Origin of the sequence: Phenylobacterium sp. (assembly GCF_041913825.1) — a bacterium.
Taxonomy (GTDB): Bacteria; Pseudomonadota; Alphaproteobacteria; order Caulobacterales; family Caulobacteraceae; genus Phenylobacterium.
This window is the reverse complement of record NZ_JAYSEO010000040.1, coordinates 1-24,620: the sequence shown is the minus strand read 5'-3', so window position 1 is coordinate 24,620 and position 24,620 is coordinate 1. Positions and strand designations below refer to the sequence as shown.

The 24,620-nt window shown below is 71.6% G+C and carries 27 protein-coding genes, 1 other RNA gene and 1 pseudogene; 22 read left to right on the top strand and 7 right to left on the bottom strand.

Translation table 11 applies throughout. The features are described 5' to 3' along the window. Nucleotides 1–161: 161 nt before the first annotated feature. From ACE3Q8_RS22270 to ACE3Q8_RS22240, 7 genes are all read left to right on the top strand, one after another. Nucleotides 162–629 carry a chemotaxis protein CheW gene (locus ACE3Q8_RS22270; protein WP_374472999.1) on the top strand — a complete coding sequence of 156 codons (468 nt, stop codon included), beginning with the start codon at nt 162–164 and terminating at the stop codon, nt 627–629. A gap of 137 nt (nt 630–766) precedes the next feature. Next, complete coding sequence (locus tag ACE3Q8_RS22265) at nt 767–1,909, top strand: ABC transporter permease (RefSeq protein WP_374472997.1); 1,143 nt, start codon at nt 767–769, stop codon at nt 1,907–1,909. Then, nucleotides 1,906–2,652, top strand: coding sequence for an ABC transporter ATP-binding protein (locus tag ACE3Q8_RS22260; RefSeq protein ID WP_374472996.1), 747 nt, complete (start codon nt 1,906–1,908; stop codon nt 2,650–2,652). Before ACE3Q8_RS22265 ends, ACE3Q8_RS22260 begins: the two co-directional genes overlap by 4 nt. Before the next feature lie 12 nt (nt 2,653–2,664). After that, nucleotides 2,665–3,639 (top strand): HlyD family secretion protein, encoded by a 975-nt coding sequence (locus tag ACE3Q8_RS22255; RefSeq protein WP_374472994.1) that lies wholly within the window; start codon nt 2,665–2,667, stop codon nt 3,637–3,639. A gap of 202 nt (nt 3,640–3,841) precedes the next feature. Beyond that, nucleotides 3,842–4,744: an SDR family NAD(P)-dependent oxidoreductase gene (locus tag ACE3Q8_RS22250; RefSeq protein WP_374472992.1), complete on the top strand. Its 903-nt coding sequence runs from the start codon at nt 3,842–3,844 to the stop codon at nt 4,742–4,744. Nucleotides 4,745–4,895: 151 nt separating this feature from the next. Beyond that, nucleotides 4,896–6,323 (top strand): MFS transporter, encoded by a 1,428-nt coding sequence (locus ACE3Q8_RS22245; RefSeq protein WP_374472990.1) that lies wholly within the window; start codon nt 4,896–4,898, stop codon nt 6,321–6,323. Then, complete coding sequence (locus ACE3Q8_RS22240; RefSeq protein WP_374472988.1) at nt 6,320–7,774, top strand: MFS transporter; 1,455 nt, start codon at nt 6,320–6,322, stop codon at nt 7,772–7,774. Before ACE3Q8_RS22245 ends, ACE3Q8_RS22240 begins: the two co-directional genes overlap by 4 nt. Here ACE3Q8_RS22240 and ACE3Q8_RS22235 read toward each other — a convergent pair. Continuing rightward, nucleotides 7,746–8,855, bottom strand: a complete 1,110-nt coding sequence (locus tag ACE3Q8_RS22235) for a P-loop NTPase (protein WP_374472986.1) — start codon at nt 8,853–8,855, stop codon at nt 7,746–7,748. The two genes, ACE3Q8_RS22240 and ACE3Q8_RS22235, sit on opposite strands and share 29 nt — an antisense overlap. A gap of 140 nt (nt 8,856–8,995) precedes the next feature. Here ACE3Q8_RS22235 and hflK point away from each other — a divergent pair, with 140 nt between their 5' ends. From hflK to ACE3Q8_RS22215, 4 genes are all read left to right on the top strand, one after another. Further along, complete coding sequence (hflK, locus tag ACE3Q8_RS22230; RefSeq protein WP_374472984.1) at nt 8,996–10,171, top strand: FtsH protease activity modulator HflK; 1,176 nt, start codon at nt 8,996–8,998, stop codon at nt 10,169–10,171. Next, nucleotides 10,168–11,067, top strand: coding sequence for a protease modulator HflC (gene hflC / locus ACE3Q8_RS22225; protein ID WP_374472982.1), 900 nt, complete (start codon nt 10,168–10,170; stop codon nt 11,065–11,067). Before hflK ends, hflC begins: the two co-directional genes overlap by 4 nt. Further along, entirely contained in the window at nt 11,064–11,621 is a 558-nt protein-coding gene (locus ACE3Q8_RS22220) for a GNAT family N-acetyltransferase (RefSeq protein ID WP_374472980.1), read from the top strand. Before hflC ends, ACE3Q8_RS22220 begins: the two co-directional genes overlap by 4 nt. Before the next feature lie 69 nt (nt 11,622–11,690). Continuing rightward, nucleotides 11,691–12,023, top strand: a complete 333-nt coding sequence (locus tag ACE3Q8_RS22215; protein ID WP_374472978.1) for a UrcA family protein — start codon at nt 11,691–11,693, stop codon at nt 12,021–12,023. On the opposite strand, the gene ACE3Q8_RS22210 is transcribed toward ACE3Q8_RS22215, so the two are convergent. Together ACE3Q8_RS22210 and serB are read right to left on the bottom strand one after the other, a co-directional pair. Next, nucleotides 12,020–12,685, bottom strand: coding sequence for an HAD family hydrolase (locus ACE3Q8_RS22210; protein WP_374472976.1), 666 nt, complete (start codon nt 12,683–12,685; stop codon nt 12,020–12,022). The two genes, ACE3Q8_RS22215 and ACE3Q8_RS22210, sit on opposite strands and share 4 nt — an antisense overlap. A gap of 4 nt (nt 12,686–12,689) precedes the next feature. Further along, nucleotides 12,690–13,577, bottom strand: a complete 888-nt coding sequence (serB, locus tag ACE3Q8_RS22205; protein WP_374472974.1) for a phosphoserine phosphatase SerB — start codon at nt 13,575–13,577, stop codon at nt 12,690–12,692. On the opposite strand from serB, the gene miaA reads away from it, so the two are divergent. The 4 genes from miaA to ACE3Q8_RS22185 all read left to right on the top strand — a co-directional run bounded on the left by miaA (nt 13,576) and on the right by ACE3Q8_RS22185 (nt 17,696). Continuing rightward, nucleotides 13,576–14,508 carry a tRNA (adenosine(37)-N6)-dimethylallyltransferase MiaA gene (miaA, locus tag ACE3Q8_RS22200; protein WP_374472972.1) on the top strand — a complete coding sequence of 311 codons (933 nt, stop codon included), beginning with the start codon at nt 13,576–13,578 and terminating at the stop codon, nt 14,506–14,508. The two genes, serB and miaA, sit on opposite strands and share 2 nt — an antisense overlap. Before the next feature lie 171 nt (nt 14,509–14,679). Further along, on the top strand, nt 14,680–16,470 hold the full coding sequence (locus ACE3Q8_RS22195) for an acetolactate synthase 3 large subunit (protein ID WP_374472970.1): 1,791 nt from the start codon (nt 14,680–14,682) through the stop codon (nt 16,468–16,470). Next, nucleotides 16,467–16,937: a Cys-tRNA(Pro) deacylase gene (ybaK, locus tag ACE3Q8_RS22190; RefSeq protein WP_374472968.1), complete on the top strand. Its 471-nt coding sequence runs from the start codon at nt 16,467–16,469 to the stop codon at nt 16,935–16,937. Before ACE3Q8_RS22195 ends, ybaK begins: the two co-directional genes overlap by 4 nt. A gap of 144 nt (nt 16,938–17,081) precedes the next feature. Beyond that, the gene (locus ACE3Q8_RS22185; protein WP_374472966.1) at nt 17,082–17,696 is read left to right on the top strand and encodes a hypothetical protein; all 615 of its coding nucleotides are present in this window, start codon (nt 17,082–17,084) and stop codon (nt 17,694–17,696) included. A 6-nt stretch (nt 17,697–17,702) separates the two neighbouring features. On the opposite strand, the gene ACE3Q8_RS22180 is transcribed toward ACE3Q8_RS22185, so the two are convergent. The 3 genes from ACE3Q8_RS22180 to ACE3Q8_RS22170 all read right to left on the bottom strand — a co-directional run bounded on the left by ACE3Q8_RS22180 (nt 17,703) and on the right by ACE3Q8_RS22170 (nt 19,496). Then, nucleotides 17,703–18,029, bottom strand: a complete 327-nt coding sequence (locus tag ACE3Q8_RS22180) for a DUF6665 family protein (protein WP_374472965.1) — start codon at nt 18,027–18,029, stop codon at nt 17,703–17,705. Between the two features lie 84 nt (nt 18,030–18,113). Continuing rightward, entirely contained in the window at nt 18,114–18,437 is a 324-nt protein-coding gene (locus ACE3Q8_RS22175; RefSeq protein WP_374472963.1) for a DUF6665 family protein, read from the bottom strand. 36 nt (nt 18,438–18,473) lie between these two features. Then, nucleotides 18,474–19,496 carry a hypothetical protein gene (locus tag ACE3Q8_RS22170; protein WP_374472961.1) on the bottom strand — a complete coding sequence of 341 codons (1,023 nt, stop codon included), beginning with the start codon at nt 19,494–19,496 and terminating at the stop codon, nt 18,474–18,476. A 330-nt stretch (nt 19,497–19,826) separates the two neighbouring features. On the opposite strand from ACE3Q8_RS22170, the gene ilvN reads away from it, so the two are divergent. After that, nucleotides 19,827–20,375 carry an acetolactate synthase small subunit gene (gene ilvN, locus ACE3Q8_RS22165; RefSeq protein ID WP_374472960.1) on the top strand — a complete coding sequence of 183 codons (549 nt, stop codon included), beginning with the start codon at nt 19,827–19,829 and terminating at the stop codon, nt 20,373–20,375. Nucleotides 20,376–20,408: 33 nt separating this feature from the next. Next, the gene (locus ACE3Q8_RS22160; RefSeq protein ID WP_374472958.1) at nt 20,409–21,368 is read left to right on the top strand and encodes a hypothetical protein; all 960 of its coding nucleotides are present in this window, start codon (nt 20,409–20,411) and stop codon (nt 21,366–21,368) included. Here the strand turns inward: ACE3Q8_RS22160 and ACE3Q8_RS22155 are convergent. Beyond that, a complete protein-coding gene (locus ACE3Q8_RS22155; RefSeq protein WP_374472957.1) occupies nt 21,337–21,906 on the bottom strand; it encodes a septation protein IspZ in 570 nt (189 codons plus the stop codon). The two genes, ACE3Q8_RS22160 and ACE3Q8_RS22155, sit on opposite strands and share 32 nt — an antisense overlap. 137 nt (nt 21,907–22,043) lie before the next feature. Here ACE3Q8_RS22155 and ssrA point away from each other — a divergent pair. The 5 genes and pseudogenes from ssrA to ACE3Q8_RS22130 form a co-directional block, all read left to right on the top strand. Then, nucleotides 22,044–22,407, top strand: a transfer-messenger RNA (tmRNA) gene (gene ssrA / locus ACE3Q8_RS22150). A gap of 147 nt (nt 22,408–22,554) precedes the next feature. Then, nucleotides 22,555–23,043, top strand: coding sequence for an SspB family protein (locus tag ACE3Q8_RS22145; RefSeq protein ID WP_374472955.1), 489 nt, complete (start codon nt 22,555–22,557; stop codon nt 23,041–23,043). A gap of 7 nt (nt 23,044–23,050) precedes the next feature. Then, on the top strand, nt 23,051–23,515 hold the full coding sequence (locus ACE3Q8_RS22140) for a PaaI family thioesterase (protein WP_374472954.1): 465 nt from the start codon (nt 23,051–23,053) through the stop codon (nt 23,513–23,515). After that, entirely contained in the window at nt 23,512–24,285 is a 774-nt protein-coding gene (locus ACE3Q8_RS22135) for a C13 family peptidase (protein ID WP_374472952.1), read from the top strand. Before ACE3Q8_RS22140 ends, ACE3Q8_RS22135 begins: the two co-directional genes overlap by 4 nt. Before the next feature lie 82 nt (nt 24,286–24,367). Then, a pseudogene (locus ACE3Q8_RS22130) lies at nt 24,368–24,620 on the top strand (serine hydrolase); the annotation flags it as partial.

Here is a 24,620-nt window from a genome sequence, read left to right as displayed (position 1 = left end):
TTCAAGGTCGACGGCGTCGCCGCCAAGGCCGCGCCGGCCAAGCGCGCCGAGCCGGCGCGCAACGTGAGCCGGATGCCGGCGCGCCAGGTGGCCAACCTGCGCCGCGCGAGCGCCGGCGGCGCGGCCCTGAAGCTGCAAACCGACAACTGGGAGGAGTTCTGATGCAAGGCTTCGCCGCCACCGCCGCCGCGCCGGCCGAGCTGATCTCGGTCCGCATCGGCGAGCAACTCTTCGCGCTCGACATCATGGCCGTCCGCGAGATCCGCGGCTGGACCGTCTCCACGCCGCTGCCGCACGCGCCGGACTACGTGCTGGGCATGATCAACCTGCGCGGCGCCGTCCTGCCGGTGGTCGACCTGGCCGGCCTGCTCGGCCTCCACAAGATCCGCCCGGACGCCTCCTCCGTAGTGGTCGTGGCAGACCTCGGCGGCCGGGCGATCGGCCTGCTGGTCGACGCCGTCTGCGATATCATCACCCTGCTGGACGGGGAGATGAAGCCGGCGCCGGAACTGGGGTCCGACTACGCGGGCTTCGTCAGCGGCGTGGTCACGGGAGCGGACGGGATCATCACCGTCCTCGACCTCGACGGGGCCCTGCCGCAGACCGAGGCGCTGGACATCGCCGCCTAGGGATCGGGCCGGGGGCCGCCCCGGCCCGCTTCGCATTACGAAGGTTTAATCGTCCCGGTTGCATCCGCCGGCGCCGCCGGCCGCCTCCTTATCCTCGAACGCGCCCCGTCCCGGCGGTGCGGACGAGGAGGGGGTCCATGTCGCTGGCGCTGGCCACGCTGCTGTACGAATGGCGCCGCTACACGGCCGCCATGGTCGCCCTGGCCTTCTCCGGCCTGCTGATCCTCGCCCAGGTCGGGATGTTCACCGGCATCGTGAAGGGCGCCACCGCCACCATCGACCGCAGCCGGGCCGACATTCTCGTCCTGCCGCCGAAGATGGAGAGCCTGATCAACTCCGGCGGCGGCTCCCTGCCCGGCCGGCTGCAGCCGCAGATGTACCTGCATCCCGAGGTCGTCGAGGTGGCGAGCTGGGACGGCGACGGCGGCCGGTGGGTCAACCACCCGGAGGACGGCAAGAAGGCGGTCACCACCTACGTCAACATCAACATGGTGGACACCCGCCCCGGCGCGGTGAACCTGCCGGTCGACTTCAGCGAGGCGACGCGCCGCGCGCTGCTGGAGCCCTATTCGGTCGCCATCGACGAGAGCCAGCTCAAGCGGCTGGGCGTGAAGCTCGGTGACTCCGCCTCGATCAACGGCAAGACCGTCTACGTGCGGGCGGTCCTCACCGGCTATCCCGACATCAACAGCGCCAGCGTGACCATGTCGCGCGACACCATGCGGCTGCTCGGCATGCTGACCAAGAACGGCAAGACCGGCCCGCTGATGATCCGGGTGAAGGACCCCGCCCGGGCCGTGGCGGTGCGCGACGAGCTCAACGCCCGCGCCAACGGCGCCTACCGGGCCTGGACCCGCACCGAGCTCGCCGAAGCCAACCAGGGCGCGCTGATGAAGGAGCAGATCATCGGCATCTTCCTCGGCTTCTCGGTTTTCCTGGGCTTCCTGATCGGCGTCGGGATCACCTCCCAAACCCTACGCGGCGCCATCCTCTCCTCGATCAAGGAGTTCGCCAGCCTGCGGGCGCTCGGCGTCTCCATGGGCTCGCTCAGCCTGATCGTCATGGAGCTGTCTTTCTGGGTCGGCGTGGCCGGCCTGCTGGCCACCGCCGCGCTGACCTTCGGGGTCTACCTGCTGGCGACCAACGGCGGCCTGCCGATGGGCTTCCCGGTTCCCTGGGTGGTGGGCGTCGCCGTCCTGCTGCTCGTCATCGCCGTCGCCTCGGGCCTGCTCGCCCTCGGCATCCTCAAGAAGAGCCAGCCTGCGGACCTCCTGAGATGAGCTCATCCGAACGCGCCATCGCCGCCCACGGCCTCTACAAGCGGTTCAAGACCGGCCGCACCCACATCGAGGTCCTCAAGCGCGTGGACTTCGACGCCCTGCACGGCGACGTCACCATGGTCATGGGCCCGTCGGGATCCGGCAAGTCGACCCTGGTGGCCACCCTGTCCGGCCTGCTGAAGCCGGACGAGGGCAAGGTTACGGCGCTCAGCCAGGACATCTGGAAGCTCGGCGGCGGCCGGCGCGACCGATTCCGCCTCGACCACTGTGGCTTCATCTTCCAGGGCTTCAACCTGTTCCCGGCGCTCACCGCCCGCCAGCAGGTGGAGATCATCCTCAAGTACCAGGGCTACGCCCCCGGCGAGGCCCGCCGAAAGGCCGCCGACGCGCTCACCGAGGTGGGGCTGGAGCTGCGCATGAACATGCGCCCGTCCGAGCTCTCCGGCGGCGAGAAGCAGCGCGTGGCCATCGCCCGGGCGCTCGCCAAGGACCCGCGCCTGCTGTTCGCCGACGAGCCCACCAGCGCGCTGGACGGCGAGAACGGCCAGATCGTCATCAAGCTGCTGCAGCGCGCGGCCAAGCAGCACGGCGCCGCGGTGATCTGCGTGACCCACGACCCGCGCCTCGAGGCCTACGCCGACCGGATCATCCACCTGGAGGACGGCCGGATCCTTTCCGACCGGCGCACGGCCCACGCCGCGCCCATGCCCGCCCAACCCAAACCCGAACTCGTCCAAGCCTGAGGACCCGCAGAGATGTTCGCCTTCCTCCGCCACCGCATCGTCTGGATCGTCGCCGTCCTCGTCGTCCTGGGCGGCGGCGCCGGCCTCTACTTCAACAGCCAGGCCCAGGCGAAGAAGGCCGAGGCCGCCAAGGCCGACGCCGCCAAGGCCAAGGAGAAGACGCCCTACGCCGCGGTCGCCAACGGCAAGGCCGACGTGGAGGGCGGGATCATCCAGGTGGCCGCCCGCCGGGCCGGCGTGGTCCGCGACGTGCTGGTCCAGGAGGGCGACATGGTCACCCGCGGCCAGGTCCTCGCCCGACTGGAGGACGACGAGCCTCGCCTGGCCGCCGAGCGCGCCCGGGCCGAGGTCGACCAGGCCCGCGCGGCGCTGGCGCTGCTGGAGGTCCAGCTCTCTTCGGCCCAGCGCGAGGAGCGCCGCCTGCAGGGCCTGGCGCCTTCCAATTTCGTCGCCGCCCAGCGCCTCGACCAGGCCCGCGACGCGGTGCGCGAGGCCAACGCGCGGATCGCCGCCCAGCGGGCGCTGATCGCCACCGCCGAGGCCCGCTCGGCCGAGGCCCGCTACGACCAGGAGCTGTCGATCATCCGCGCCCCGGCGGACGGCCGCATCGTGCGCCGCTACGCCAATCCCGGCGCCGGCGCCTCGACCCTGAACGTGTCCAACATGTTCGACCTCGAGCCGCAGTCGGGCCGCATCGTCCGCGCCGAGATCGCCGAGGGCGCCCTGCCCTACGTGGCCATTGGCCAGACGGTGCAGATGTCGCCCGAGGCCGACCCCACCCGCACCTACCCCGGCCGCGTCCTGCGCCGCGCCGCCGTCTTCGGCGCCCGCAAGCTGCAGTCGGACGATCCCACCGAGCGCACCGACGACCGCGTGGTCGAGGTGGTGGTCGCCGCCGACGGCGCCCCCTTCCTCATCGGCCAGCGGGTGCTGGTGAAGTTCATGGACCAGAAGCAGGCCGGCCTGCCTCCGACCCCGGCAGGCTGACCGCGAGCCGCCGGCGCCGCGCCCAGGCGGCTCCGGCGGCGCACCGCCGCGCATGCGGCGGATAAGAGGGCGTCCGCCGCGTCGTCGAGCCGCGGCGGGCGCCCTCTTCGCGTTCGGGCCGCCGCCGCGTCAACTTGACGCCGCTGGCGCCGCACCGCACAACGCCGCCGATTTCGAACACCTGTTCTGAGAGGACATCTCCATGGCGGACATCCGCTTCGACGGCAAAGTGGCCATCGTCACCGGCGCGGGCGGCGGGCTCGGGCGCCAGCACGCCCTGGAGCTCGCCCGGCGCGGCGCGAAGGTGGTGGTCAACGATCTGGGCGGCTCGGTGGACGGCTCCGGCGGCGGCTCGGACGCGGCCAACGCGGTGGTCGAGGAGATCAAGGCCTTCGGCGGCGAGGCCATCGCCAACGGCTCGTCGGTCACCGACGACGCCGGCGTGCAGCGCATGGTGAAGGACGCGATGGACGCCTGGGGCCGGATCGACATCCTGGTCGCCAACGCCGGCATCCTGCGGGACAAGACCTTCGCCAAGATGGAGATCGGCGACTTCCAGGTGGTCGTCGACGTCCACCTGTTCGGCACGGTCAAGCCGGCAAAGGCGGTCTGGGAGATCATGCGCGAGCAGAACTACGGCCGGATCGTCGTGACGACCTCGTCGTCGGGCCTCTACGGCAACTTCGGCCAGTCCAACTACGGCGCGGCCAAGCTCGGCCTGATCGGCTTCATGAACACGCTGAAGCTCGAGGGCCAGAAGAACAATATCCACGTCAACGCCATCAGCCCGGTGGCCGCGACCCGGATGACCGAGAACCTGATGCCGCCGGCGATCCTCGAGCAGCTCAAGCCCGAGTACGTCACCCCCGGCGTGGTCTTCCTGTGCTCGGACGAGGCCCCGACGGGCGCCATCCTGACGGCGGGCGCGGGTGCCTTCGCCCTGTCGCGGATCGTGGAGACCGAGGGCGTCTACCTCGGCCACGAGGCCAGCGTGGAAGGCGTGCGCGACAACTGGGCGAAGATCGCCGACGAGACCGGCGCCAAGGCCTACGTCAACGGCGGCGAGCAGACCCAGAAGTTCTTCCGCAAGATGCAGGGCGGCTGAGCCGCCTTCCGAAAACCCGGTACAACTTCGACGGGCGGCCCAGCGGGCCGCCCGTTTCGCATTTGTAATCGGAAACCTCTTGCCGAAGGGCAGGTGAACGCGCGTAACCTGACGACCAGCGTCCGGTGAGAGGCGTAGGTCGGAGGAGCATATGTCGGTGGCTCAGGGCAACAAGGCCGCGCCGGACGGCGCACTTTCCCTCCCGGCCGTGATGACCTTCGCCAGCGCGAGCATCCCGGTCGGCGCCCTGGTTCTGGCGGCCACGGTCCACCTGCCCCGCTACTTCGCCGCCGAGCTCGGCCTCTCCTTGGCCCTGGTCGGCACGGTGTTCGCCCTCGTGCGGTTCATCGACATTCCGGTGGACGCGCTGATGGGTCTGGCCATGGACCGGACCCGCACCCGTTTCGGCCGCTACCGCGTCTGGATGGCGCTGGGCGCCCCGGTGCTGATGCTCGGCTTCTACATGCTGCTGATCTCGCCGGAGGGCGTCGGGGCGATCTACCTCGGGACCTGGCTGCTGGTGATGTACGTCGGCTACTCCGGCATCTACCTCTCGCACCTGGCCTGGGCGGGCCGCCTGGCCGCAACCTACACAGAGCGATCGAGGGTGTTCGGGGCGATCACCGGCCTGGGCGTGATCGGCGCCATCGCCGTCCTGCTGATCCCCGTGGTCATGACCCAGGCCGGCGCCAGCGACGCCGAGGGCGTCCAGGCGATGATCTGGTTCATCATCGCCAGCGCCGGCGTCACCTGCCTGCTCGTGGTCCTGGGCTCGCCCGAGCGCATCGCTCCCGACCACAGCACCCACTTCGGGCTGAAGGACTACGCGGCCCTCTTCAGCCGGGGCAACGTCATCCGCCTGCTCGCCGCGGACCTGCTGGTGACGCTCGGGCCCGGCTGGATGGCCGCCCTCTACCTCTTCTACTTCAAGGACAGCCGCGGCTTCGACACGGCCGCCGCCAACCTGCTCCTGCTGATCTATGTGGTCGCCGGCTTCGCCGGCGCGCCGCTGGCCGCCTGGCTCGCCAACCGGCTGAGCAAGCACCGGGCGCTGATGGTCAACACCAGCATCTATTCGCTGGGCCTGATCGTCGTGCCGCTGCTGCCGGCCGGCAACTTCCTCGCCTTCGCGCCGATCATGTTCCTGGTGGGCGCCATGGCCGCCGGCTTCACGGTGATGATCCGCGCGATCTGCGCCGACATCGCCGACGAGCTGCGCCTCGACAGCGGGCGCGAGTGGATGGGCCTGATGTACGCCGGCATCACCGCCACCTCGAAGCTAGCCACGGCCGGGGCCATCTTCCTGACCTTCAACGTCCTGGCCGCCGTCGGCTACGTGGCCCAGGCCGGCTCGGTGAACACGCCCGAGGCGATCCGCGGGCTGGAGATCGCCTACATCGTCGGTCCGATCGTCTTCGTCATGGCGGCCGGCGCCTGCTTCATCGGCTACAAGCTCAGCGCCGAGCGGCACGCCGAGATCCGGCGCAAGCTCGAGGAGCGGGACACCCTGCTCGATCCCGCCGCCAGCCTCGAGTCGCTGACCGGCGAGGACCTGGCCCCGGCGAACCGGCCGTCGTGACCGCGGCAGCCGCGCCAGCGAGAGCGGGCCGGCTCCCGCTCACCGCCGCCCTCGCCTTCGCGGCGACCAGCCTGCCCCTGCAGGCGCTCGCCATCGCCGTCGCGGTGCACCTTCCGGCCTACTTCGCCGCCAACATCGGCGTGCCGCTGGCCGTGGTCGCCGCGGCCTTCGGCACCGTCCGGCTGATCGACGTGCCCATCGAGGTGGCGCTGGGGCTGGGCATGGACCGCACCCGCAGCCGCTTCGGCCGCTACCGGCTTTGGACCCTGATCGGCGCCCCCTTCATGATGCTGGGGCTCTACATGCTGCTGACCGCCGGCCGCGGGGTCGGCAGCGCCTACCTGATCACCTGGCTGCTGGTCATGTACCTGGGCGTCTCGATCCTGATGCTGTCGCACCAGGCCTGGGCCGCCACGCTCGCCAAGTCCTATGAGGACCGCGCCCGGCTGTTCGGCGTCATGGCCGCCGTCGGCGTGCTGGGCGCGGTGAGCGTCCTGCTGATCCCCATCGTCATGGAGCGGCTGGGCTACGGCGAGGCCCAGGGCGTGCGGGCCATGGTCTGGTACCTGATCTTCCTCGCGCCCGTGGCCGTGGCGATCGTCGTCTGGCGCACGCCGGAGACCCTGGCCCGGGAGACGGCGGGCCACCGCTTCCGGCTGCGCGACTACGTGGAGATCGTCACCGACCACTCCATGCGGCGGATCCTGCTGGTGGACCTGATGGTCTCCCTCGGGCCGGGCTGGATGGCGGCGCTCTACATCCTCTACAGCCGCGACTACATGCAGTTCACCTCCGGCCAGGCGAACATCCTCCTGGCCGTCTATGTGCTGTCGGGCGTCGTGGGCGCCCCGTGCCTCGCCTGGCTGGCGACCCGGATCAGCAAGCACCGGACGGTGATGCTGACCGCGGTCTGCTACTCGCTCCTGCTGGTCACCCTGCCCTTCCTGCCGAAGGGCAATTTGGCGGCCTCGCTGCCGACCCTGTTCTTCACCGGCTTCATGGCCGCCGGCTTCAACGTGCTCACCCGCGCCATGACCGCCGACGTCGCCGACGAGATGCGCCTGAAGCAGGGCAAGGAGCGCAGCGGCCTGCTCTACGCCATGACCACCCTGACCTCGAAGATCGCCGCGGGCCTGTCGATCTTCCTGACCTTCGGCGTGCTGTCGCAAATGGGCTACGACCCGCAGCTCGGCCAGCGCAACACGGCCGAGGCGATCCACGCCCTGATGCTGTGCTTCGTCGTGGGGCCGGTGGTCTTCGTGATGCTCGGCGCCGCCTGCCTGATCGGCTACCGGCTGTCCGCCGAACGGGCCGCCGAGGTCCGCCGGGAGTTGGACGCCCGCGACGCCGCTTTCGACGCCTCGGCCGCCGTCGTCAGCCTGACCGGCGAGGAGCGCGAGGCGCCGCGGCCGGCGCCGTCGTCTAGCTCGCCAGCCGCTCGGCCATCCTGAAGAAGGCCTGGGCGGCGGGGCTCTGCGGCTGGGTGGCCACCAGCGGCCGGCCCTCGTCGCCGCCCTGGCGCAGGGCGATGTCGATCGGCACCTCGGCCAGCAGCGGCACACCCAGGCGCTCCGCCTCGGCCTTCGCCCCGCCCTCGCCGAAGATCGGGATGCGGGCGCCGGTCGTGGGATCCGGGAAGAAGGCCATGTTCTCCACCACGCCAAGCACCGGCGTCCCGGTCTTGGAGAACATGGCGGCCGCGCGCCGGGCGTCGATCAGGGCGATCTCCTGGGGCGTGGAGACGATCACCACCCCGTCGAGCTTCAGGCGTTGCACCAGGGTGAGCTGGATGTCGCCGGTGCCCGGCGGCAGGTCGACGACCAGCACGTCCAGCGGCTCGGCCGCCGAGCCCCACTTGGAGCCCATCAGGGTGCGCAGCGCCGACGACGCCATGGGCCCGCGCCAGATGTTCGCCGCCCCGTCCTCCACGATGAAGCCGATGGACATCACCTGGACGCCATAGGCCTCCAGCGGGTTCAGCCGCTTCTCGGCGTCGAAAGTGGGCTCGTCCTGGATGCCCATCATCTGCGGCGCGGACGGGCCGTAGATGTCGGCGTCGAGCAGGCCGACCCGATGGCCGAGCCCCGCCAGCGCCACGGCGAGGTTCACCGAGACCGTGGACTTGCCGACCCCGCCCTTGCCGCTGGCCACTGCGATGACCTTGCGCACGTGCGCCGGCCGCTCGGCCTCGGGCATGTGGCCGAGCCGGGCCTGCGGGTCCTCCGCCACCTGGGCGCGGCGGCGGGGCGCGGTGCGCAGCTCGGGCGCGGGCGGCCCCTCGGCGGTCAGCACCACCTGAGCCGTCGCCACGCCCGGCACGGCGGCCAGCGCCCGCTCGGCGGCCTCGCGCACCGGGGCGTAGAGCCCGATGTCGGCGGGCGCCACCTCGAGCATGAAGGCCGCCCGGTCGGCGCGGATCACCAGGCCCCGCACCAGTCCGGCGGCGGTCAGCCCACGGCCGGTTTTGGGGTCGCGGACAGCGTCCAGCGCTTCCAGGATGACGGCCCTGTCCGGGCCGGCCCGCTCGTTCATGACGCCCTTTGTCTTGCTTTGGTGGGGAAGGGGTCTCATATCCGGCTGACTGCGCCGGTTTACAAGCCCATGGGGGCTTGCCCGACACGGCCGCGCCTGGACACGAAAACAACAACCTTGACCAAGACGCGACCTGGCTGATGCCCTGGAACGACAACGCCAACCCCGGGCCGTGGGGCTCGCCGGGTGACGACAACGACCGCCGAGAGACCCCGCCGCGGCGGCCTCAGGGCGGCGGACCGCGCGGGCCGCAGCGCCCCGGCGGTCCCGACCTCAACCAGAGCTTCGAGCAGCTCCAGCGCCGGTTCGGCCGCTGGTTCGGCGGCCCCGGCGGCGGCGTCCGTCCGGGCGCGATCGCCGCCGTGGCCGGCGGCGCCTTCGCGCTCTGGGCGCTTTCGGGCCTCTATGTGGTCCAGCCCAACGAAGAAGCGGTGGTGACCACTTTCGGCGCCTATACCCGCAACGAGACGCCGGGCCTGCGCTATCACCTGCCCTTCCCCATCGAGCGGGTGGTGAAGGTGCCGGTGACCAGCCTGCAGCGCGTCGACGTGGGCGGCGTCGGCGAGAGCGACGTGCCCCAGGAGAGCCTGATGGTCACCGGCGACGAGAACATCGTCGACCTGGACTTCAGCGTGACCTGGCGCGTGGCCGACGCCGACCAGTTCGTCTTCCGCCTGCGCGATCCGGAATCCTCCGTGAAGGCCGTGGCCGAGAGCGCCATGCGCGAGGTCGTGGGCAGGATGCTGCTGGACGACGTGCTCACCCGCCAGCGCGGCCAGGTGCAGACCCAGACCGCCGAGCTGATGCAGCGCACCCTCGACCAGTGGGGCGCCGGCGTCCGCGTGGTGGAAGTCCAGATCCGCAGCGCCAACCCGCCGCAGCAGGCCATCGCCGCGTTCCGCGACGTGAACAGCGCCGAGCAGGACCAGGCCTCGGCCGTTAACGAGGCCCGCACCTACGCCAACCGCGTGGTCAATGAGGCCCGAGGCGACGCCGCCCGTATCGTCCAGTCCGCCCAGGGCTACCGCGAGCAGGCCGTGCGCGAGGCGCTCGGCGACGCCGCCCGCTTCAACTCCATCTACACCGAGTATCGCCGGGCTCCCGGCGTGACCCGCGACCGGCTCTACATCGAGACCATGCAGCGCGTGCTCGCCCGCTCCAACAAGGTGATCGTCGACAGCCAGGGCGCGTCGGCCCCGATCATCCTGCCGCCGGACGTCTTCAGGCCCCGCGGCCAGTCCCAGGCCGGCCAGGTGATGGCCGCGCCCGAGCCGCCCGCCGTCGAGGTCCAGCCCGGCGTGAGGTCCGCCCAATGATCCGCAGCCGCTTCACCCTCTATGTCGTCCTGCTGGTCGTGGCCCTCGTCGTCCTGGCCAACACCCTGTTTGTGGTGGATCAGCGCGAGCAGGCGATCGTCGTCCGCTTCGGCGAGCCCGTGCGCGTGGTCAACGCGCCCGGCACCGACGGCGCGGGCCTAAACGCCAAGGCGCCGTTCCTCGAGAACGTCATCAAGTTCGACCGACGCAACATCGCGCTCGAGAGCCAGCAGGAAGAGATCCTGACGGCCGACCGGCAGCGCCTAGTGGTCGACGCCTTCGTCCGCTACCGCATCGCCGACCCGCTGAGCTTCTACCGCACCCTGCGCGACGAGCGGACCGCCGAGGACCGCATCGAGCGGCTGGTGAACTCCTCGCTCCGACAGGTCCTGGGCTCTGCGACCCAGCAGGAGATCATCGCCGGCCGCCGTGGCCAGTTGATGCAGCTCACCCGCCGCGACGTGGCCCAGCGCGCCCAGTCCTCGCGCCTCGGCATCGAGGTGATCGACGTGCGCATCCGGCGCGCCGACTTCCCGCAGACCAACGAGGAAGCCGTCTACCGCCGCATGCAGACCGACCGGCAGCAGGAAGCGGCCCGCATCCGCGCCGTCGGCGAGCAGCAGAAGCGCGAGCTGATGGCCGCCGCCGACCGCGAGGTCACCATAACCCTGGCTCAAGCCCAGGAGCTCGGCGAAACCACCCGAGGCGAGGGCGACGCCCAGCGCACGCGGATCCTTGGCCAGGCCTTCGGCAAGGACCCGGGCTTCGCCGCCTTCTACCGCTCGATGCAGGCCTATGAGGCGAGCCTCGGCCAGGGCGACACCACCATGGTGCTCTCCCCGGACAGCGCCTTCTTCCGCTACTTCGAACAGGGGCCGTCGGGCGGGCGGCGGTGAGCCTGCCCGCCGCTGCGCGCCTGATCCGGCCGGACGCCGCCTGCATGGCCTCCTTCGTGGAGGCCATGCGCGAGGGCTACAGCCGCGACAACCTCCGCGCCGAGACGCCCCAGACCATCGCGCAGATCGCGGCCGAGCCGGAGGCCTTCGTCCGCCAGCTCCTCAACCCGCCGACCACCATCGTCCTGCCGGACGGCTCGCTGGGCGAGCGCGTGCCGGAGACCCACTTCTGGGCCGTCGAAGGCGACGCCTTCCTGGGCTCGATCAGCGTGCGCCACCGCCTGAACGCGGTGCTCGAGCAGTGGGGCGGCCACATCGGCTACGCCGTCCGGCCGTCCGCCCGCCGCCGCGGGCTGGCGACCGGGATGCTGGCGGAGACGCTCGGCTGGTGCCGCGAGAACCTGCCGCTGGAGCGCGTGATGCTCACCGTGGCCGAGGACAATCCCGCCTCGCAGCGGGTCATCGAGAAGAACGGCGGCCTGCACGCCGACACCATCCCCCACCCGTGGGTCGAAGGCGCCCGCGGCCGCCGCTACTGGATCGACCTGCGCTGAGCGGTTGACGGCGCAGATTACATACGTAATCTGCTCTTGGATTACATATGTAGTCTGGGAGAGCCCGCCATGCTGCGTTGGTTGCTCGTCGCCGTCCCGCTCATCGTCGCCGCCCCGGCTGGGGCCGAGCCGCCGAGGATCGTCTCGGCGCAGGTCCCCCACGCCGATCTCGATCTCGACACCGACGGAGGGGCGCGGATCATGCTCCGGCGGATCGCGGTCGCGGCGCGGGAGCTCTGCGCCCATGTGGAGAGCCCGCTGTTCCCGAGGGCGCGGACGGACGCCTGGCGCTGCCGACGCAAGGCCGTCGAACGCGCCGTCACGGAGCTGGGCGAGCCCCGGGTCAGCCGGCTCTACGCCGTGCTGCGCGCCCGCGGCGGGCTGGCCGAGCTCGTACGCTAGCCCTGCGCCTGCAGCAGCTCGCGAACCTCGTGCAGGTCGTGGGCGATGCGCACGCAGAGCGACTGCATCTCGTCGGTGGGCTGCAGCAGGTCGGGCACCATCACCGTCATCATTCCGGCCGAGGCGGCGGCGCGCACGCCGTTGTGGCTGTCCTCGAGGGCCAGGCAGTCCTCGGGCGCGACGCCCAGGGCCTCGGCCGCCTTCAGGAACGGCTCGGGATGGGGCTTGAAGTTCACCACCACGTCGCGCGTGACGAAGGCGTGGAAGCGCCCCAGCAGGCCGTGCTGGCCCAGGCTGTGCTCGACGCTCTCACGGTTCGACGAGGTGGCCACCGCCCGCGGCATCTCGCGCGCGTCCAGCTCGTCCAGCAGTTCGGCGACGCCCGCCTTCAGCATGACGCCGGCCTGGGCGAACTCGTAGAAGTGCTCCCGCACCCCCTGGCGCCAGAGCTCCAGGTCGAAGCCCTCGCCGAAGTGCTCGCGGACGATCTGATCGCTCTGCACGTGCGGCAGGCCGACCATGCGCATGAACACCTCGAACGGCATGTCCAGGCTGGAGCGCCGGGCCGTGGCCTTCATCGCCTCGAAGACGACGGACTCGGTGTCCACCAGCAGGCCGTCCATGTCGAAGACGACCGCCTTGACCGGGCGCGGCAGGATCATCGGCTCAGTCCGTCACCAACGCGTCGGCTGCGTAGCCCTGGAAGTAGAGCACGGCGGTGAGGTCGGCGTGGTCGACCTTGCAGTGGGCCTCGGCGGCGACGACCGGCTTGGCGCGATAGGCGACGCCCAGACCCGAGGCCTTGATCATCGCGAGATCGTTGGCCCCGTCGCCGATCGCCAGCGTCGCGGCCAGATCGACGCCGAGCCCGGCAGCCTCCTCCCGCAGCGCGGCGAGCTTCGCCTCGCGGCCGAGGATCGGCTCGCCCACCGTCCCGGAGAGCCGGCCGTCGGCCTCGTTCAGGGTGTTGGCGCGGTTGGCGTGGAAGCCCGCCGCCTCCGCCACCCGGCTGGTGAAGAAGGTGAAGCCGCCGGAGACCAGGACGCAGCGCGCGCCGTTGGCGGCCATGGTCCTGACCAGGGTCCGCGCGCCCGGGTTCAGCCGCACCCGCTCGTCGTAGGCCTGCTGCAGCGCCGTGGTCGCGAGGCCCTTCAGCTTGCCGACCCGCTCCCGGAGCGCGCCCTCGAACTCCAGCTCGCCCCGCATGGCCCGCTCGGTGATCTCCGCGATCTCCGCCTTCAGCCCGGCGTAGTCGGCCAGCTCGTCCAGGCACTCGACGTTGATGATGGTCGAGTCCATGTCGGCGACGAGCAGGCGCTTGCGGCGGCCCTCGGCCGGCTGCACGCACCAGTCCACCGGGGCGCCCTCGAAGTCCTGCGCCACCTCGGCCCGGAAGGCGTCGGCGTCGGCGGTCTCCAGGACGAACTCCTCGGCGAAGGTCTCGCTGTCCGCCAGGATGCGGTTGTCGATCACGCTTGCCTTCGCCAGCGCTTTCAGATTGGGCGTAAACGCGCCCGCGGTGGGCGGCACGACGTAGGTGAAGGCGATCTGCATGGAGCCCCGCATCTGGCTGATCGCCGGGCCCACGGCAAGCGGCAAGTCGGCGCTCGCCCTGCGCCTGGCCGAGGCGACCGACGCGGAGGTGGTCAACGCCGACTCCATGCAGCTCTACGCCGGCCTCCGCGTGCTGACGGCCGCGCCGTCGCCGGAGGAGCAGGCCCGCGCGCCGCATCACCTGTTCGGGACGGTGGATCCTGCCGACGGCTGGTCCGTGGGCCGCTGGCTGCGGGCCGCCACCGACGTCCTGATGGAGATCCGCGCCCAGGGCCGCGACGCCGTGGTGGTCGGCGGCACCGGCCTCTACTTCCGCGCCCTGACCCAGGGCCTGGCCGAGATCCCGCAGGTGCCGGCCGAGGTGCGCGCCCAGGCCGCCGCCGACTTCGACCTGATGGGCGAGAGCGCCTTCCGTGGGCGGCTGGGGGCCCATGACCCCGCCGCCGCGATCCGCATCGCGCCGGGCGACCGCCAGCGGCTTTGCCGCGCCTGGGAGGTCTATGCCGCCACGGGCGTTCCGCTCACCGACTGGCAGCGCACGGGCGATCCCGCCCTGCCGGCGGGCGCCTGGCGGGCGCTTGCGCTCGAGCCGCCGCGCGAGGCGCTCTACGCGCGCTGCGACGCGCGGCTGGAGGCCATGGTCCGCGAGGGCGCCGTGGACGAGGTGGCCGCCCTCCTCGCCCGCAAGCTCGATGCCGACCTGCCGGCCATGAAGGCGGTTGGGGTGCGGGAGTTCGCCGCCTTCCTGCGCGGCGAGACCAGCCTCGCGGAAGCCGTCGCGCGGGCCCAGATGGAGACCCGCCGCTACGCCAAGCGCCAGACCACCTGGATGCGCGGCCAGATGGCCGGCTGGCCCAGGCTCGACGCCGAGGCGCCTGAGGACCAGTGGAGGCAGTTTCTTGCGCTAGAGCCACGCTTGACGGGCTCCTAGGAGCATGCGACACCCCTGATCCTCCTTTTGGAAGAACGCACGTGCGCACCATTCTTGTACTCGTAGGGCGGCCGTAGACGGACTGACGACGCGTCAGGACCGACCGGTCGCTCGTAACCAGGCCCCCCGCGGGCCTTTTTTATTGCCCAAACGCCCCGAAGGCTTGCCGCCATGACCGCCCACCAGACCATCGAAGCTCAGCAAGACACGCTCTCCGGCGCCGAGATCGTCGTCCGCGCCCTCGTGGACCAGGGCGTGGAGGTGCTGTTCGGCTATCCGGGCGGCGCCGTGCTGCCGATCTACGACGCGCTGTTCAACGAGCCGCGCCTGACCCACGTGCTGGTCCGCCACGAGCAGGGCGCGACCCACGCGGCGGAAGGCTACGCCCGCTCCACCGGCAAGCCGGGCGTCGTCCTCGTGACCTCCGGCCCCGGCGCCACCAACGCCATCACCGGCATCGTCGACGCCCTGATGGACTCCATTCCGATGGTGGTCATCACCGGCCAGGTGGCCACCCACCTGATCGGCACCGACGCCTTCCAGGAATGCGACACCATCGGCATCACCCGCCCCTGCACCAAGCACAATTACCTGGTGAAGGACGTCGCCGACCTGCCGCGGATCATCCACGAGGCCTTCCACATCGCCACCTCGGGGCGGCCCGGCCCCGTGGTCATCGACATCCCCAAGGACGTGCAGTTCTCCAAGGCCGCCTACCAGGGCCCCAGGGAGGTGAAGCACAGCCACAACTACGCCCCGCGCGTGAAGGGCGACGCCGCCCGCATCGCCGAGGCCGCGGCGATGATCGCCAGCGCGCGCCGGCCGATCCTCTACACCGGCGGCGGCGTCATCAACGCCGGCCCACGGGCCTCGGCCTTGCTGCGTGAGTTCGCCGAGCTGACCGGCGCGCCCGTCACTTCGACCCTGATGGGCCTGGGCGCCTTCCCGGCCTCGGATCCGAAGTGGCTGGGCATGGTCGGCATGCACGGCTCCTTCGAAGCCAACAACGCCATGCACGACTGCGACGTGATGGTGGCCATCGGCGCGCGCTTCGACGACCGGGTGACCGGCCGGCTCGACGCCTTCGCACCGACCTCGCGGAAGATCCACATCGACATCGACGCCAGCTCGATCGGCAAGAACGTGCGCGCCGACGTGGGCATCGTCGGCGACGCGGCTTCGGTGCTCGAGGACCTGATCGCGGTCTGGAAGCAGCGCAACCTGAAGACCGACAAGGCCGCGCTGGCCGACTGGTGGAAGCAGGTGGACGGCTGGCGCGCCCGCGACTGCTTCCGCTTCCGGCAGGACGACAAGCTGATCAAGCCGCAGTACGCCATCCAGCGCCTGTGGGAGCTGACCCGCGACCGCGACACCTACATCACCACCGAGGTCGGCCAGCACCAGATGTGGGCCGCCCAGTTCTACCGCTTCGAGGAGCCGAACCGCTGGATGACCTCCGGCGGGCTGGGCACCATGGGTTACGGTCTGCCCGCGGCGCTCGGCGTGCAGATGGCCCACCCCGACAGCCTCGTCATCGACATCGCCGGCGACGCCAGCGTGCAGATGACGATGCAGGAGATGTCCACGGCAGTGCAGTACGGCCTGCCGATCAAGATCTTCATCCTGAACAACGAGTGGATGGGCATGGTCCGCCAGTGGCAGCAACTGCTGCACGGCGAGCGCTACTCGCACTCCTACTCGGCCTCGCTGCCCGACTTCGTGAAGCTGGCCGAGGCCTACGGCGGCGTGGGCATCCGCGCCGAGCGGCCGGACGAGTTGGACGACGCCATCCGCCAGATGATCAGCGTCGACAAACCGGTGCTGTTCGACTGCCGGGTGACCAAGGAAGAGAACTGCTTCCCGATGATCCCGTCCGGCAAGGCGCACAACGAGATGATCATGGCTGAGGAAGCGCGCGATCTCGGCTCGATCATCGACGACGCCGGGAAGCGGCTGGTGTGAGCCGGACGACGCCGGCCACCCTGGCCCTCGACAAGGCGGGCGTGGTCTACACGCTCGCCGCCTACGCCTATGACCCGAACGCCGAGCGTGTGGGGCTGCAGGCGGCCGAGGCCCTGGGCGTGGCGCCCGGCGAGGTGCTGAAGACCCTGATGGTAAAGGCCGACGGCAAGCCCGCCTGCGTGGTGCTGGCGTCCGACCGCGAGGTCTCCATGAAGCGCCTGGCCGCGGCGCTGGGCGCCAAGTCCGCCGAGATGATGAAGCCGGCCGACGCCGAGCGGCTGACCGGCTACCGGGTCGGCGGCGTCAGCCCGTTTGGCCAGAAGCGCCGCGTCCCCACCGTGGTGGACGAGGCCGCCGCCGCCCTGCCGGAAGCCTTCGTCAACGCCGGCCAGCGCGGGCTGCAGGCCCGCCTCTCCCCCGCTGAACTCGTGCGTGTGCTCGACGCGCGGATTGCGTGCGTGACCTGAGTCACACGGCGACAAAACGAAGCAGCCTACTCATTAGCTAGGGGGTGCTGGGGAGCCCTCCCGAAAAGATCGCGACAGTCCGTGGTCTGTGAAGCGTGCTTCGGCGCGTGCGTTCGCGCACGCGGATATTCGATGGGGACGAATATGACGACGGGGAGCTACTGCTACTTCCGCAACGCCTACGAATACCTGCAGCATCCGTTCGGCGAGCCCGGGCGCATGGGCTACCTGCGCGACCGCTCCGAGCTGGAGATCTGGACGCGCAAGGGCCAGGGCATGTCGCGCGTGTGGTTCATGCAGGACCATGGCGCGGTGGAAGGCGGCCACACGTTCAAGCGGCTGGTGACGCTGGCGGCGGTGGACACCGCCGTGCCGGGGATGCCGGCCAACCCGGACAAGTACGCCTACTGGGCCCATGCGCCGCTGCTGCTGGGCGCCTTCGAGACCGGCGAGGTCCGCCTGACGGGCACGGGACCGGACCTGATGGATGAGGTCAACGTCTGCTGGATCGCCGAGAGCCTGACCCTGCCGCTGCCCAACGGCGGCGGCTCGGGCGTGGCGATGCGCTTCGAGTCCTGGGCCTACCGCGGCCGGCGCCTCGGCCATGAGCGGATCGCCCAGGCGCCCGGCCTGCCGCCCCTGCCCGCGCCGGACGGCCGCCTGATGATCCTGCCCGACGACACCCCCGGCGCGGCCCGCGACTGCCTGTGGTGGATGGAGAGCGCCGCCGCCCCGGCGGTCACCCACCAAGTCGCCTGACCGGCGTCAGTGGCGGGCGCCGATCCGCGCCAGCACCTCGGGCGGGACGGCGTAGCGCCGGATGAGCTCCTCGTGGTCGCAGACGTCGCAGGCCTCGTGCTGGACGATCAGCCGCCAGGCGGCGTCGGCCGCCACATCGAGCAGCCGGCTTCGAAGCTTCGGGTCCTCGGCCTCACCATGGCGCGCGAGTTCGGCGAGCGCGGCCTGCAGCGCGCGCTCGCAGCGGCTCACCGAGCCGTCGAGTCCTTCGAGGAGCTGGAACTTGAGGACCGCATCGCCGGAGTCCACGTGCTGTGGCTCGCTCAGGCCTTGCGGCATCCGAAGTGGGGACATGGCCTTACCCCTGTGGATGATCGCCGACGATACCACCGTTCTTCGTCCGTGGGCGCAGCTCGCGGGGAAGTGAGCGGCGGCCGGTCAGCTCGCCCCGATCCGGTTCAGCACCTCGCGCGGGATGCCGTACTGCGCGACCACGGCCGCGCGGTCGCGCAGGCCCATGACCTCGCGCTGCACGAGGAAGCACCACACCGCGTCGGCCGCGGTCCTGAGGGCCTCCGCACGGTCCTCGCCGCCGGGATGATCCCGCAGCGCCGCCAGCGCCGCCTCCATCCTGCGGCTGGACCGGCCCAGGGCGTAGGCCTGCTCCTCCAGCAGTTCGTAGCGCAGCACCGTCTCGCCCGTGTCGAGGCCGGGACGCGGGTTCAGGCTCTGGGGCACGCGCAGCGAGGACATCGGCCGCATGTTGGCGGCCGATGTCCTCTTGGCAAGCGGGGCTGGTCAGTCGCCGCCGAACGCGTCGCTGCGGGCCGCATCGGCTGGCCGCAGGCGCCAGCCGTGGCCGACGTCGGGCCGCAGCGCCCGGTCGAGCTCCCAGCCGGCGCGGCCCACGTGCACGCCCATCAGCGCCAGCTCGTCCACCAGGGCGTCCCGGTACGGTTCGGCGACCAAGCCGTTGCCGAGCGTCCGCACCTCCTCGAGCCGCCAGCCGAACAGCGGATCGCGGGCGAGCTCGACCACCGCGCCGGGCGGGCCCTCCCACTCGTAGAAGGCCGACCAGCCGGTGGCGGCGTAGGGCATCCGGTCGGCCAGGCAGTTGCGGTAGCGGCGCGCCGCGTCCCGCAGGTCCCGCTTGGTGGCCAACGGCCGCAGCCGCCGCGTGCCCGAGTGCGGCGGGGCGGCCGGCTCGGGGCAGAGGTCGTCGCGGACCGCCTCGAACAGCGCCCGGGCCGAGCCGGTGCGGGCCCAGCGCTCCGCCGCCCGCTCGGCGACGGCCAGGCCTTCCCGGCTGCGCAGGGCGTCGTAGGCCTCGCGGACCGCCGCCACCCCGTCCTCGTGCAGCTCGAAGGCAAGCCCCACGGCCTCGGCCATGGCCGGCGGCAGCCGGTCGAGCCGGCGGACCAGCTCCGGCGGGATCGCCTCGGCGTGGCGCAGGACCTTGGTGGCGCGCGGCGCCTCCAGCAGCCGCAGCAGCCGCCGGTAGTCGTCCGCCGGCCAGGCCACCTCGCCCAGGCGCCCGAGCGCGCGCTCGAGCCCGGCCGGCGCCTCCGGCACCAGCGCCGGGATCAGCCGGCGCAGGCGCTCGGCCAGCAGGGCCTCGGCGCGGCCCGCCAGGTCGCGGCCGATCGCCAGGGCCACGCAGGCCAGGTGGCGGCGCGCCGCCGGGGCGGTCAGGAACGGGGTGTGCGGCGCCGGCCACAGCCGGTCGACGGCGGCGGCGAACTCGCCGGCCACCAGCTTCAGCAGGGACGACGGCCCGCCCGACGCCGTCGCCGGGACCAGGCCGCTGGTGCGGATGAACATCTTGGGCTCCCGAAGGAAGGCGCGAGGCGCCTCCTCGGTGGGAGCGGCTCGCGCGGTCTAGGCTGTGAGGGCGGTGCGGGCGCCTGGCCGTGGAGCGAGGCGCACGCCGGCGGATCCGCTGGCGCGGTCCTTCCCGGTCTGTGTGTTGCGCATCGACATTCGGCGAACTCTCGTCTTCGAGGGGGCGCCGTGTCCCACGGCTCCCGGCGGGGCGCAAGGCCAAGGTTAACGCCACGACGCAGGCGGACCCGGCCTGTGGCTTCGGGGCAACGCCGCGGTTGCGGGGCGCGCGCTCCTGTGACACCTCCTGCGGCGAAGAGGATGCCCGCCATGTCCGACGCCCAGCCCGCCTCCGTCTACGACCTCGCCCACGACGAGGAGCCGGAAAGCCTCGCCACCTTCGCGGTGCTGGTGGACAACGAGCCGGGCGTGCTGCACCGGCTCGTCGGCCTGTTCGCCGCCCGCGGCTACAACATCGAGAGCCTGACGGTCGCCGAGACCGACCGGAAGGCGCACACCTCCCGGGTCACCATCGTCACCCGCGGCACGCCGCACGTGCTGGCCCAGATCGAGGCCCAGCTCGAGAAGATGGTCTCCACCCGCCACGTGCAGGACATCACCCGCGACCCCAACGGCCTGGAGCGCGAGCTGGCGCTGGTGAAGGTGCGCGGGACCGGCCCCGAGCGCGTGGAGGCCCTGCGCGTCTCCGACATCTTCCGCGCCCGCGTCATCGACACCACCCACGAGAGCTTCGTGTTCGAGGTGACCGGCGCGCCGACCAAGATCGACAGCTTCGTCGAGCTGATGCGCCCGCTGGGCCTGGTGGAAGTGTCCCGCACCGGGGTGCTGTCCATCCAGCGTGGCGCCGAGGCCTTCTAGGGAAACAGTCGCGCGGGGAGGCGTTCTACGCCCGTGGTCCGCACCGTCCTCATCGCCGGCCTGGTCGCCGCCCTGGCGAGCCCCGCGGGCGCGCAGCTGTTCCAGTTCGGCCGCCGCACGCCCCAGGGCCAGGTCCCAGTGGCCGAGGCGCCGGAGGGCCTGCCGCCGTCCGAGGCCGAGATCTGGCCCTTCCCGCCGCCCGACCCGAACACCTGGTGGACCGACAAGTGGCCGAAGCCGGCCGAAGCCGCCGATCCGCTGGGCGGCCGCCGCCTGGGCCGCGGCGAGCGCACCGTCGCCATCGACAACGGCGTGGACGCCTCCACCTACCGGCTCTGGGGCCTGCCGCCGCTCCAGTGGCAGGTGCTGCGCGGGAGCGAGATGATCCTGGAGCTGTGGGTGCGCCCCTCCCAGAGCGTGCGCCAGAGCGTGGTGCGGATCGTCGTGCGCCGCGATGGCGAGACCTTCGTCCAGGCGCGCGCCGGCCTCGCCTGCTGCGAGCCGGGGATCATCCGCCGCGTGGGCTTCGACCGCGAGTTGCCGGACGGCTCGGCGGCGAGCTTCCTTGCCTTGCGGGGCCATCCCATGTGGGCCGCGCCGCGCGAGGTGCGCGTGCAGGAGGCCGGCGCCTCGGAGGCGGTCTGCGTCGAGGGCACCTCCTACGACCTGACCCTGGTGGTCCCCGGGCGCTCGGTGGCGCTGCGCCGGGCCTGCGATTCCGCCGAGATCGGGCAGGTCGCCGACGCGCTAGAGCCCGTTCTGCGCGCCGCCCTGGGCCACGAGCCGCGCTTCGACGTGATCTTCCCGCGCGGCGCCGACTTCTCCTCGGCGCGGCGGATGTACGAGGGCCTGATCGCCGACGGGGGCAGCCTGAAGCGGGATCCCAACACCCGGCCCCAGGCTCCGGCCTTCGAGCCGCCGCCGGAGCCGCCGCCCGAGGCGGCCCCGGCGCCCGCGCCGCCTACGCCGCCTGCGCCCGCATCGCCGCGATGACCCTGGGCTTCACCACCGCGCGCACGGTGGCGTACTGGATCGCGAACAGGGTCAGCTTGGAGGCCAGCGGGAACACCGCCTTGTAGAGCGGCCAGTGCTCGGTGAACCAGACCGCCACCACCAGGTTCGTGACGGCCGAAACCGCCATCAGCCCGGCCCAGAGGTAGCCGAACCCGATCATCAGCCCCTCGCCGTGGCCGGCGGCGACGGGCGGCATGTAGCGCAGCATCCAGCCGCGCTTCAGCATCACCGCGGCGATCACCAGATAGACGAGCGACGGCTTCGCCATCAGGAACCTGGGGTCGTGGAGGAAGAGGCCGGCGGCGCCGAACAGCAGCACCAGCACAAGGCTCGCCCATTGCAGCGCCGCGATCGGCCGGCGCAGGACCAGCCACAGGCCGGCGTGGGCCAGGCCGAAGGCCATGGCGATCAGCGTCGCGGCGGCGGCGTCGAGGCCGGCGGCGAGCAGGCCCGCGAACAGCAGGCTGGAGGACAGGTCGTTGACCAGCGGGCGGGCCGCGTGGAGCAGGTTACGCATCGAAAACTCCCGTGAAATCCGATGCGTGCGAGGCTACGGCCGAGCCGGCCCGGCCGTGAATCCGTCCGCGAAGCCCGCGCGGCGGTTCACGAAACGGCCCCGCCATCCGCGCTTCGTGAATGGCCGATCGCCCTTGCGCCCTTCAATTCCGGCTCGCGGTCGCCTATATTCCCTCCTGTCGGGTTCGCCCGACTATGGGGATAAACGCGCACGAAATAAGCGGACTGGACCCGGGTGCGATTCCCGGCGGCTCCACCAAAATCCTTCCGGGTTATCGCCGGAATGCTGCGGGGCCGATCAGCATCGACAGACGTGTAAAGGTGTTGCTTTCTCTCGGCCTGACCCACCGCTTCGGGTCTTTAAACTAAATGCGAACGATAACTTCGCTGAGGAAGTCCGCCTGGCCGCGTAATGCGGTCCGGTAGTCATCCGACCTAAGCCCTAGGGGTTCAGATCCTTAGGCGGGGCCGGGAGGGAGCCTGCCAACAGAATCCCTCCACTTCTCCGGCGCGTAGCGACCGCAGCCCGAGCTCCCGGCAGCCATCTCCACAAGCCCCTCGCCTTCTTTGCGATTCCGGGGCTTGCGCGCCTTGCGCCTTTGGGGCCAGACGCTACCTTTCGCACCTGCGTAGAGTATTCGGAGCCCCCATGGCCCAGGACCCGCCGTCCCAGGACCTGATGCATTACGAGGCCTTGGCCCAGGACGCCCTGCGCGGCGTCGTGAAGGCCGCCTTGCGCCGGGCCGCCGCGCCCGAGGGGCTGCCCGGGGCTCACCACTTCTACATCACCTTCAAGACCGACGCGGCCGGGGTCTCCGGCCCCCCCGACCTGTTGGGCAAATACCCGGACGAGATGACCATCGTCCTGCAGCACCAGTACTGGGACCTGGCGCCCGGCGAGACCTTCTTCTCGGTCACCCTGCAGTTCGGCGGCCAGCCCAAGCGGCTGTCGATTCCCTACGCCGCGGTGACCCGCTTCTACGACCCCTCGGTGCAGTTCCTGCTGCAGTTCGAGCCGCCGCCCCCCGCTCCGCCGGAAGCCGAGGCCACGCCGCCGTCGGCGCCCGCCGAGGCCGCCGCCCCTCCGGCCGAGAGCGGCCCCAAGGTCGTCTCCCTCGACCAGTTCCGGAAGAAGTGACGTACGGATGAGCGAAGCGACCGCCGCCGAGGCGCTGACCGACGACGCCATCCTGCAGCGCTTCCAGCGCACCAAGAACCAGCCCACCGGCTCGCAGACCCTCGGCTTCCGCATGGTGGCGGTGAACCAGGTCGAGAAGTCGGTCGAGGTGGAGTTCGAGGCCCGCGCCGAGCTGCTGCTCAACCCCATGCGCCAGATCCAGGGCGGCTACCTCTGCGCCATGCTGGACGAGTGCATGAGCGTCGCCTGCATGGTGGCGTCCGGCATGACCGCCGTGGCGCCCACGCTGGAGATGAAGACCAGCTTCTTCCGCCCCGGCCAGCCCGGAAAGATCCGCGGCGTCGGCCGGGTGGTGAAGTGGGGCCGCCAGGTGGCCTTCACCGAGGGCGAGTTGTTCGATCCCGAGGGACGGCTCTTGGCCAAGGCCACGGGAACGGCGTTGCCCACGCCGTTCGCCAACTACAAGAAATGACTCGCGGGCTGGCCCGGCTGGTCGCCATCCTGGGAGCCCTTTGGCTCACCCAGGCGGCGCCGGCCGGGGCCAGCCCCTTCGCCGACTGGGCGGCCGTGGTCGTCGCCGGCGACTGGCAGTCCCACGACGGCGGCCCCACAGAGGCCTTCGACAACGCCCGGCGCGACGTGGTCCAGGCGCTGGGCGCCCTGGGCTTCCGCCGCGAGAACGTGCGGCAGTTCTCCGTCCGGCCGGACCGCTACCGCGACCGGCCGCAAAAGGCCGAGGTGGAGGCGATCTACGGGGCCATGTCGGACCTCGCCCGGCAGGCGACCGGAGGCTGCCTCCTCTATCTCACCTCGCACGGCGCGCCCGAGGGCGTGGTGGTCGACCAGGATCTGCTCCCGCCGGGCGTGCTCGGACAGATGGTGGAGCACACCTGCGGCCAGCGGCCCACCGTCGTGGTGATCTCCGCCTGCTTCTCAGGCGGGTTCGTACCCGCCCTGGCGGCGCCCAACCGGATGATCCTGACCGCCGCGCGGCGCGACCGCAGCTCGTTCGGCTGCGGCGAGGCCGACAAGTACCCCTACTTCGACGACTGCTTTCTGCAGGCCATGCCCCGGGCGCGCGAGTTCTGGGGCCTGGGGCGGCAGGTGCAGTCGTGCGTGGCCGCCCGCGAGCAGAAGGAGGGCATGAAGCCGCCCTCCGAGCCCCAGCTCTACGTCGGCGGCGCCCTGCGGCCCCTGCTTCCGCTACTCCCCTTCGGAGGCTCCGAGCCGGCTGCAAACTGACGCGGCCGGGCCGGCTTTCAGGGACTCACTTGGCGCCCTACACCAGGGTCAAGTCCCACGACATAGAGCCGAGGCGTCGCCCTTGAAGCGGTCCACCGTCCAAGCCGCCGTCGCCAGCCTGGCGATGCTCCTTGCCGCCACCGCTGCGACCGCCCAGGACCCGGCGCCCCCCGCGGCCCCTTCGGCCGCGACCGTGGCCCTGCCCTCCGCGCCGGTGCCCTACACCAAGATTCGTCCGCCGCGCCGGCCCGCGCCCAAGGCGAGCCGCCCGGCCGCGCGCGCCGCAGCGCCCGCCGCCGCCGCCACAGCCGCCACCGCGACCGCGGCGGCCGCCA

Excerpts from the sequence above, each read along its gene's own strand:
- hflK (WP_374472984.1), top strand. The coding sequence starts at position 8,996 with ATGCCCTGGAACGACAACGCCAACCCCGGGCCGTGGGGCTCGCCGGGT.
- ACE3Q8_RS22175 (WP_374472963.1), bottom strand. The coding sequence starts at position 18,437 with ATGCGGCCGATGTCCTCGCTGCGCGTGCCCCAGAGCCTGAACCCGCGT.
- ACE3Q8_RS22255 (WP_374472994.1), top strand. The coding sequence starts at position 2,665 with ATGTTCGCCTTCCTCCGCCACCGCATCGTCTGGATCGTCGCCGTCCTC.
- hflC (WP_374472982.1), top strand. The coding sequence starts at position 10,168 with ATGATCCGCAGCCGCTTCACCCTCTATGTCGTCCTGCTGGTCGTGGCC.
- ACE3Q8_RS22210 (WP_374472976.1), bottom strand. The coding sequence starts at position 12,685 with ATGATCCTGCCGCGCCCGGTCAAGGCGGTCGTCTTCGACATGGACGGC.
- miaA (WP_374472972.1), top strand. The coding sequence starts at position 13,576 with ATGGAGCCCCGCATCTGGCTGATCGCCGGGCCCACGGCAAGCGGCAAG.
- ACE3Q8_RS22265 (WP_374472997.1), top strand. The coding sequence starts at position 767 with ATGTCGCTGGCGCTGGCCACGCTGCTGTACGAATGGCGCCGCTACACG.
- serB (WP_374472974.1), bottom strand. The coding sequence starts at position 13,577 with ATGCAGATCGCCTTCACCTACGTCGTGCCGCCCACCGCGGGCGCGTTT.
- ilvN (WP_374472960.1), top strand. The coding sequence starts at position 19,827 with ATGTCCGACGCCCAGCCCGCCTCCGTCTACGACCTCGCCCACGACGAG.
- ACE3Q8_RS22135 (WP_374472952.1), top strand. The coding sequence starts at position 23,512 with ATGACTCGCGGGCTGGCCCGGCTGGTCGCCATCCTGGGAGCCCTTTGG.
- ACE3Q8_RS22245 (WP_374472990.1), top strand. The coding sequence starts at position 4,896 with ATGTCGGTGGCTCAGGGCAACAAGGCCGCGCCGGACGGCGCACTTTCC.
- ACE3Q8_RS22170 (WP_374472961.1), bottom strand. The coding sequence starts at position 19,496 with ATGTTCATCCGCACCAGCGGCCTGGTCCCGGCGACGGCGTCGGGCGGG.
- ACE3Q8_RS22180 (WP_374472965.1), bottom strand. The coding sequence starts at position 18,029 with ATGTCCCCACTTCGGATGCCGCAAGGCCTGAGCGAGCCACAGCACGTG.
- ACE3Q8_RS22215 (WP_374472978.1), top strand. The coding sequence starts at position 11,691 with ATGCTGCGTTGGTTGCTCGTCGCCGTCCCGCTCATCGTCGCCGCCCCG.
- ACE3Q8_RS22155 (WP_374472957.1), bottom strand. The coding sequence starts at position 21,906 with ATGCGTAACCTGCTCCACGCGGCCCGCCCGCTGGTCAACGACCTGTCC.
- ACE3Q8_RS22250 (WP_374472992.1), top strand. The coding sequence starts at position 3,842 with ATGGCGGACATCCGCTTCGACGGCAAAGTGGCCATCGTCACCGGCGCG.
- ACE3Q8_RS22260 (WP_374472996.1), top strand. The coding sequence starts at position 1,906 with ATGAGCTCATCCGAACGCGCCATCGCCGCCCACGGCCTCTACAAGCGG.
- ACE3Q8_RS22270 (WP_374472999.1), top strand. The coding sequence starts at position 162 with ATGCAAGGCTTCGCCGCCACCGCCGCCGCGCCGGCCGAGCTGATCTCG.
- ACE3Q8_RS22145 (WP_374472955.1), top strand. The coding sequence starts at position 22,555 with ATGGCCCAGGACCCGCCGTCCCAGGACCTGATGCATTACGAGGCCTTG.
- ACE3Q8_RS22195 (WP_374472970.1), top strand. The coding sequence starts at position 14,680 with ATGACCGCCCACCAGACCATCGAAGCTCAGCAAGACACGCTCTCCGGC.
- ACE3Q8_RS22185 (WP_374472966.1), top strand. The coding sequence starts at position 17,082 with ATGACGACGGGGAGCTACTGCTACTTCCGCAACGCCTACGAATACCTG.
- ACE3Q8_RS22235 (WP_374472986.1), bottom strand. The coding sequence starts at position 8,855 with ATGAACGAGCGGGCCGGCCCGGACAGGGCCGTCATCCTGGAAGCGCTG.
- ACE3Q8_RS22140 (WP_374472954.1), top strand. The coding sequence starts at position 23,051 with ATGAGCGAAGCGACCGCCGCCGAGGCGCTGACCGACGACGCCATCCTG.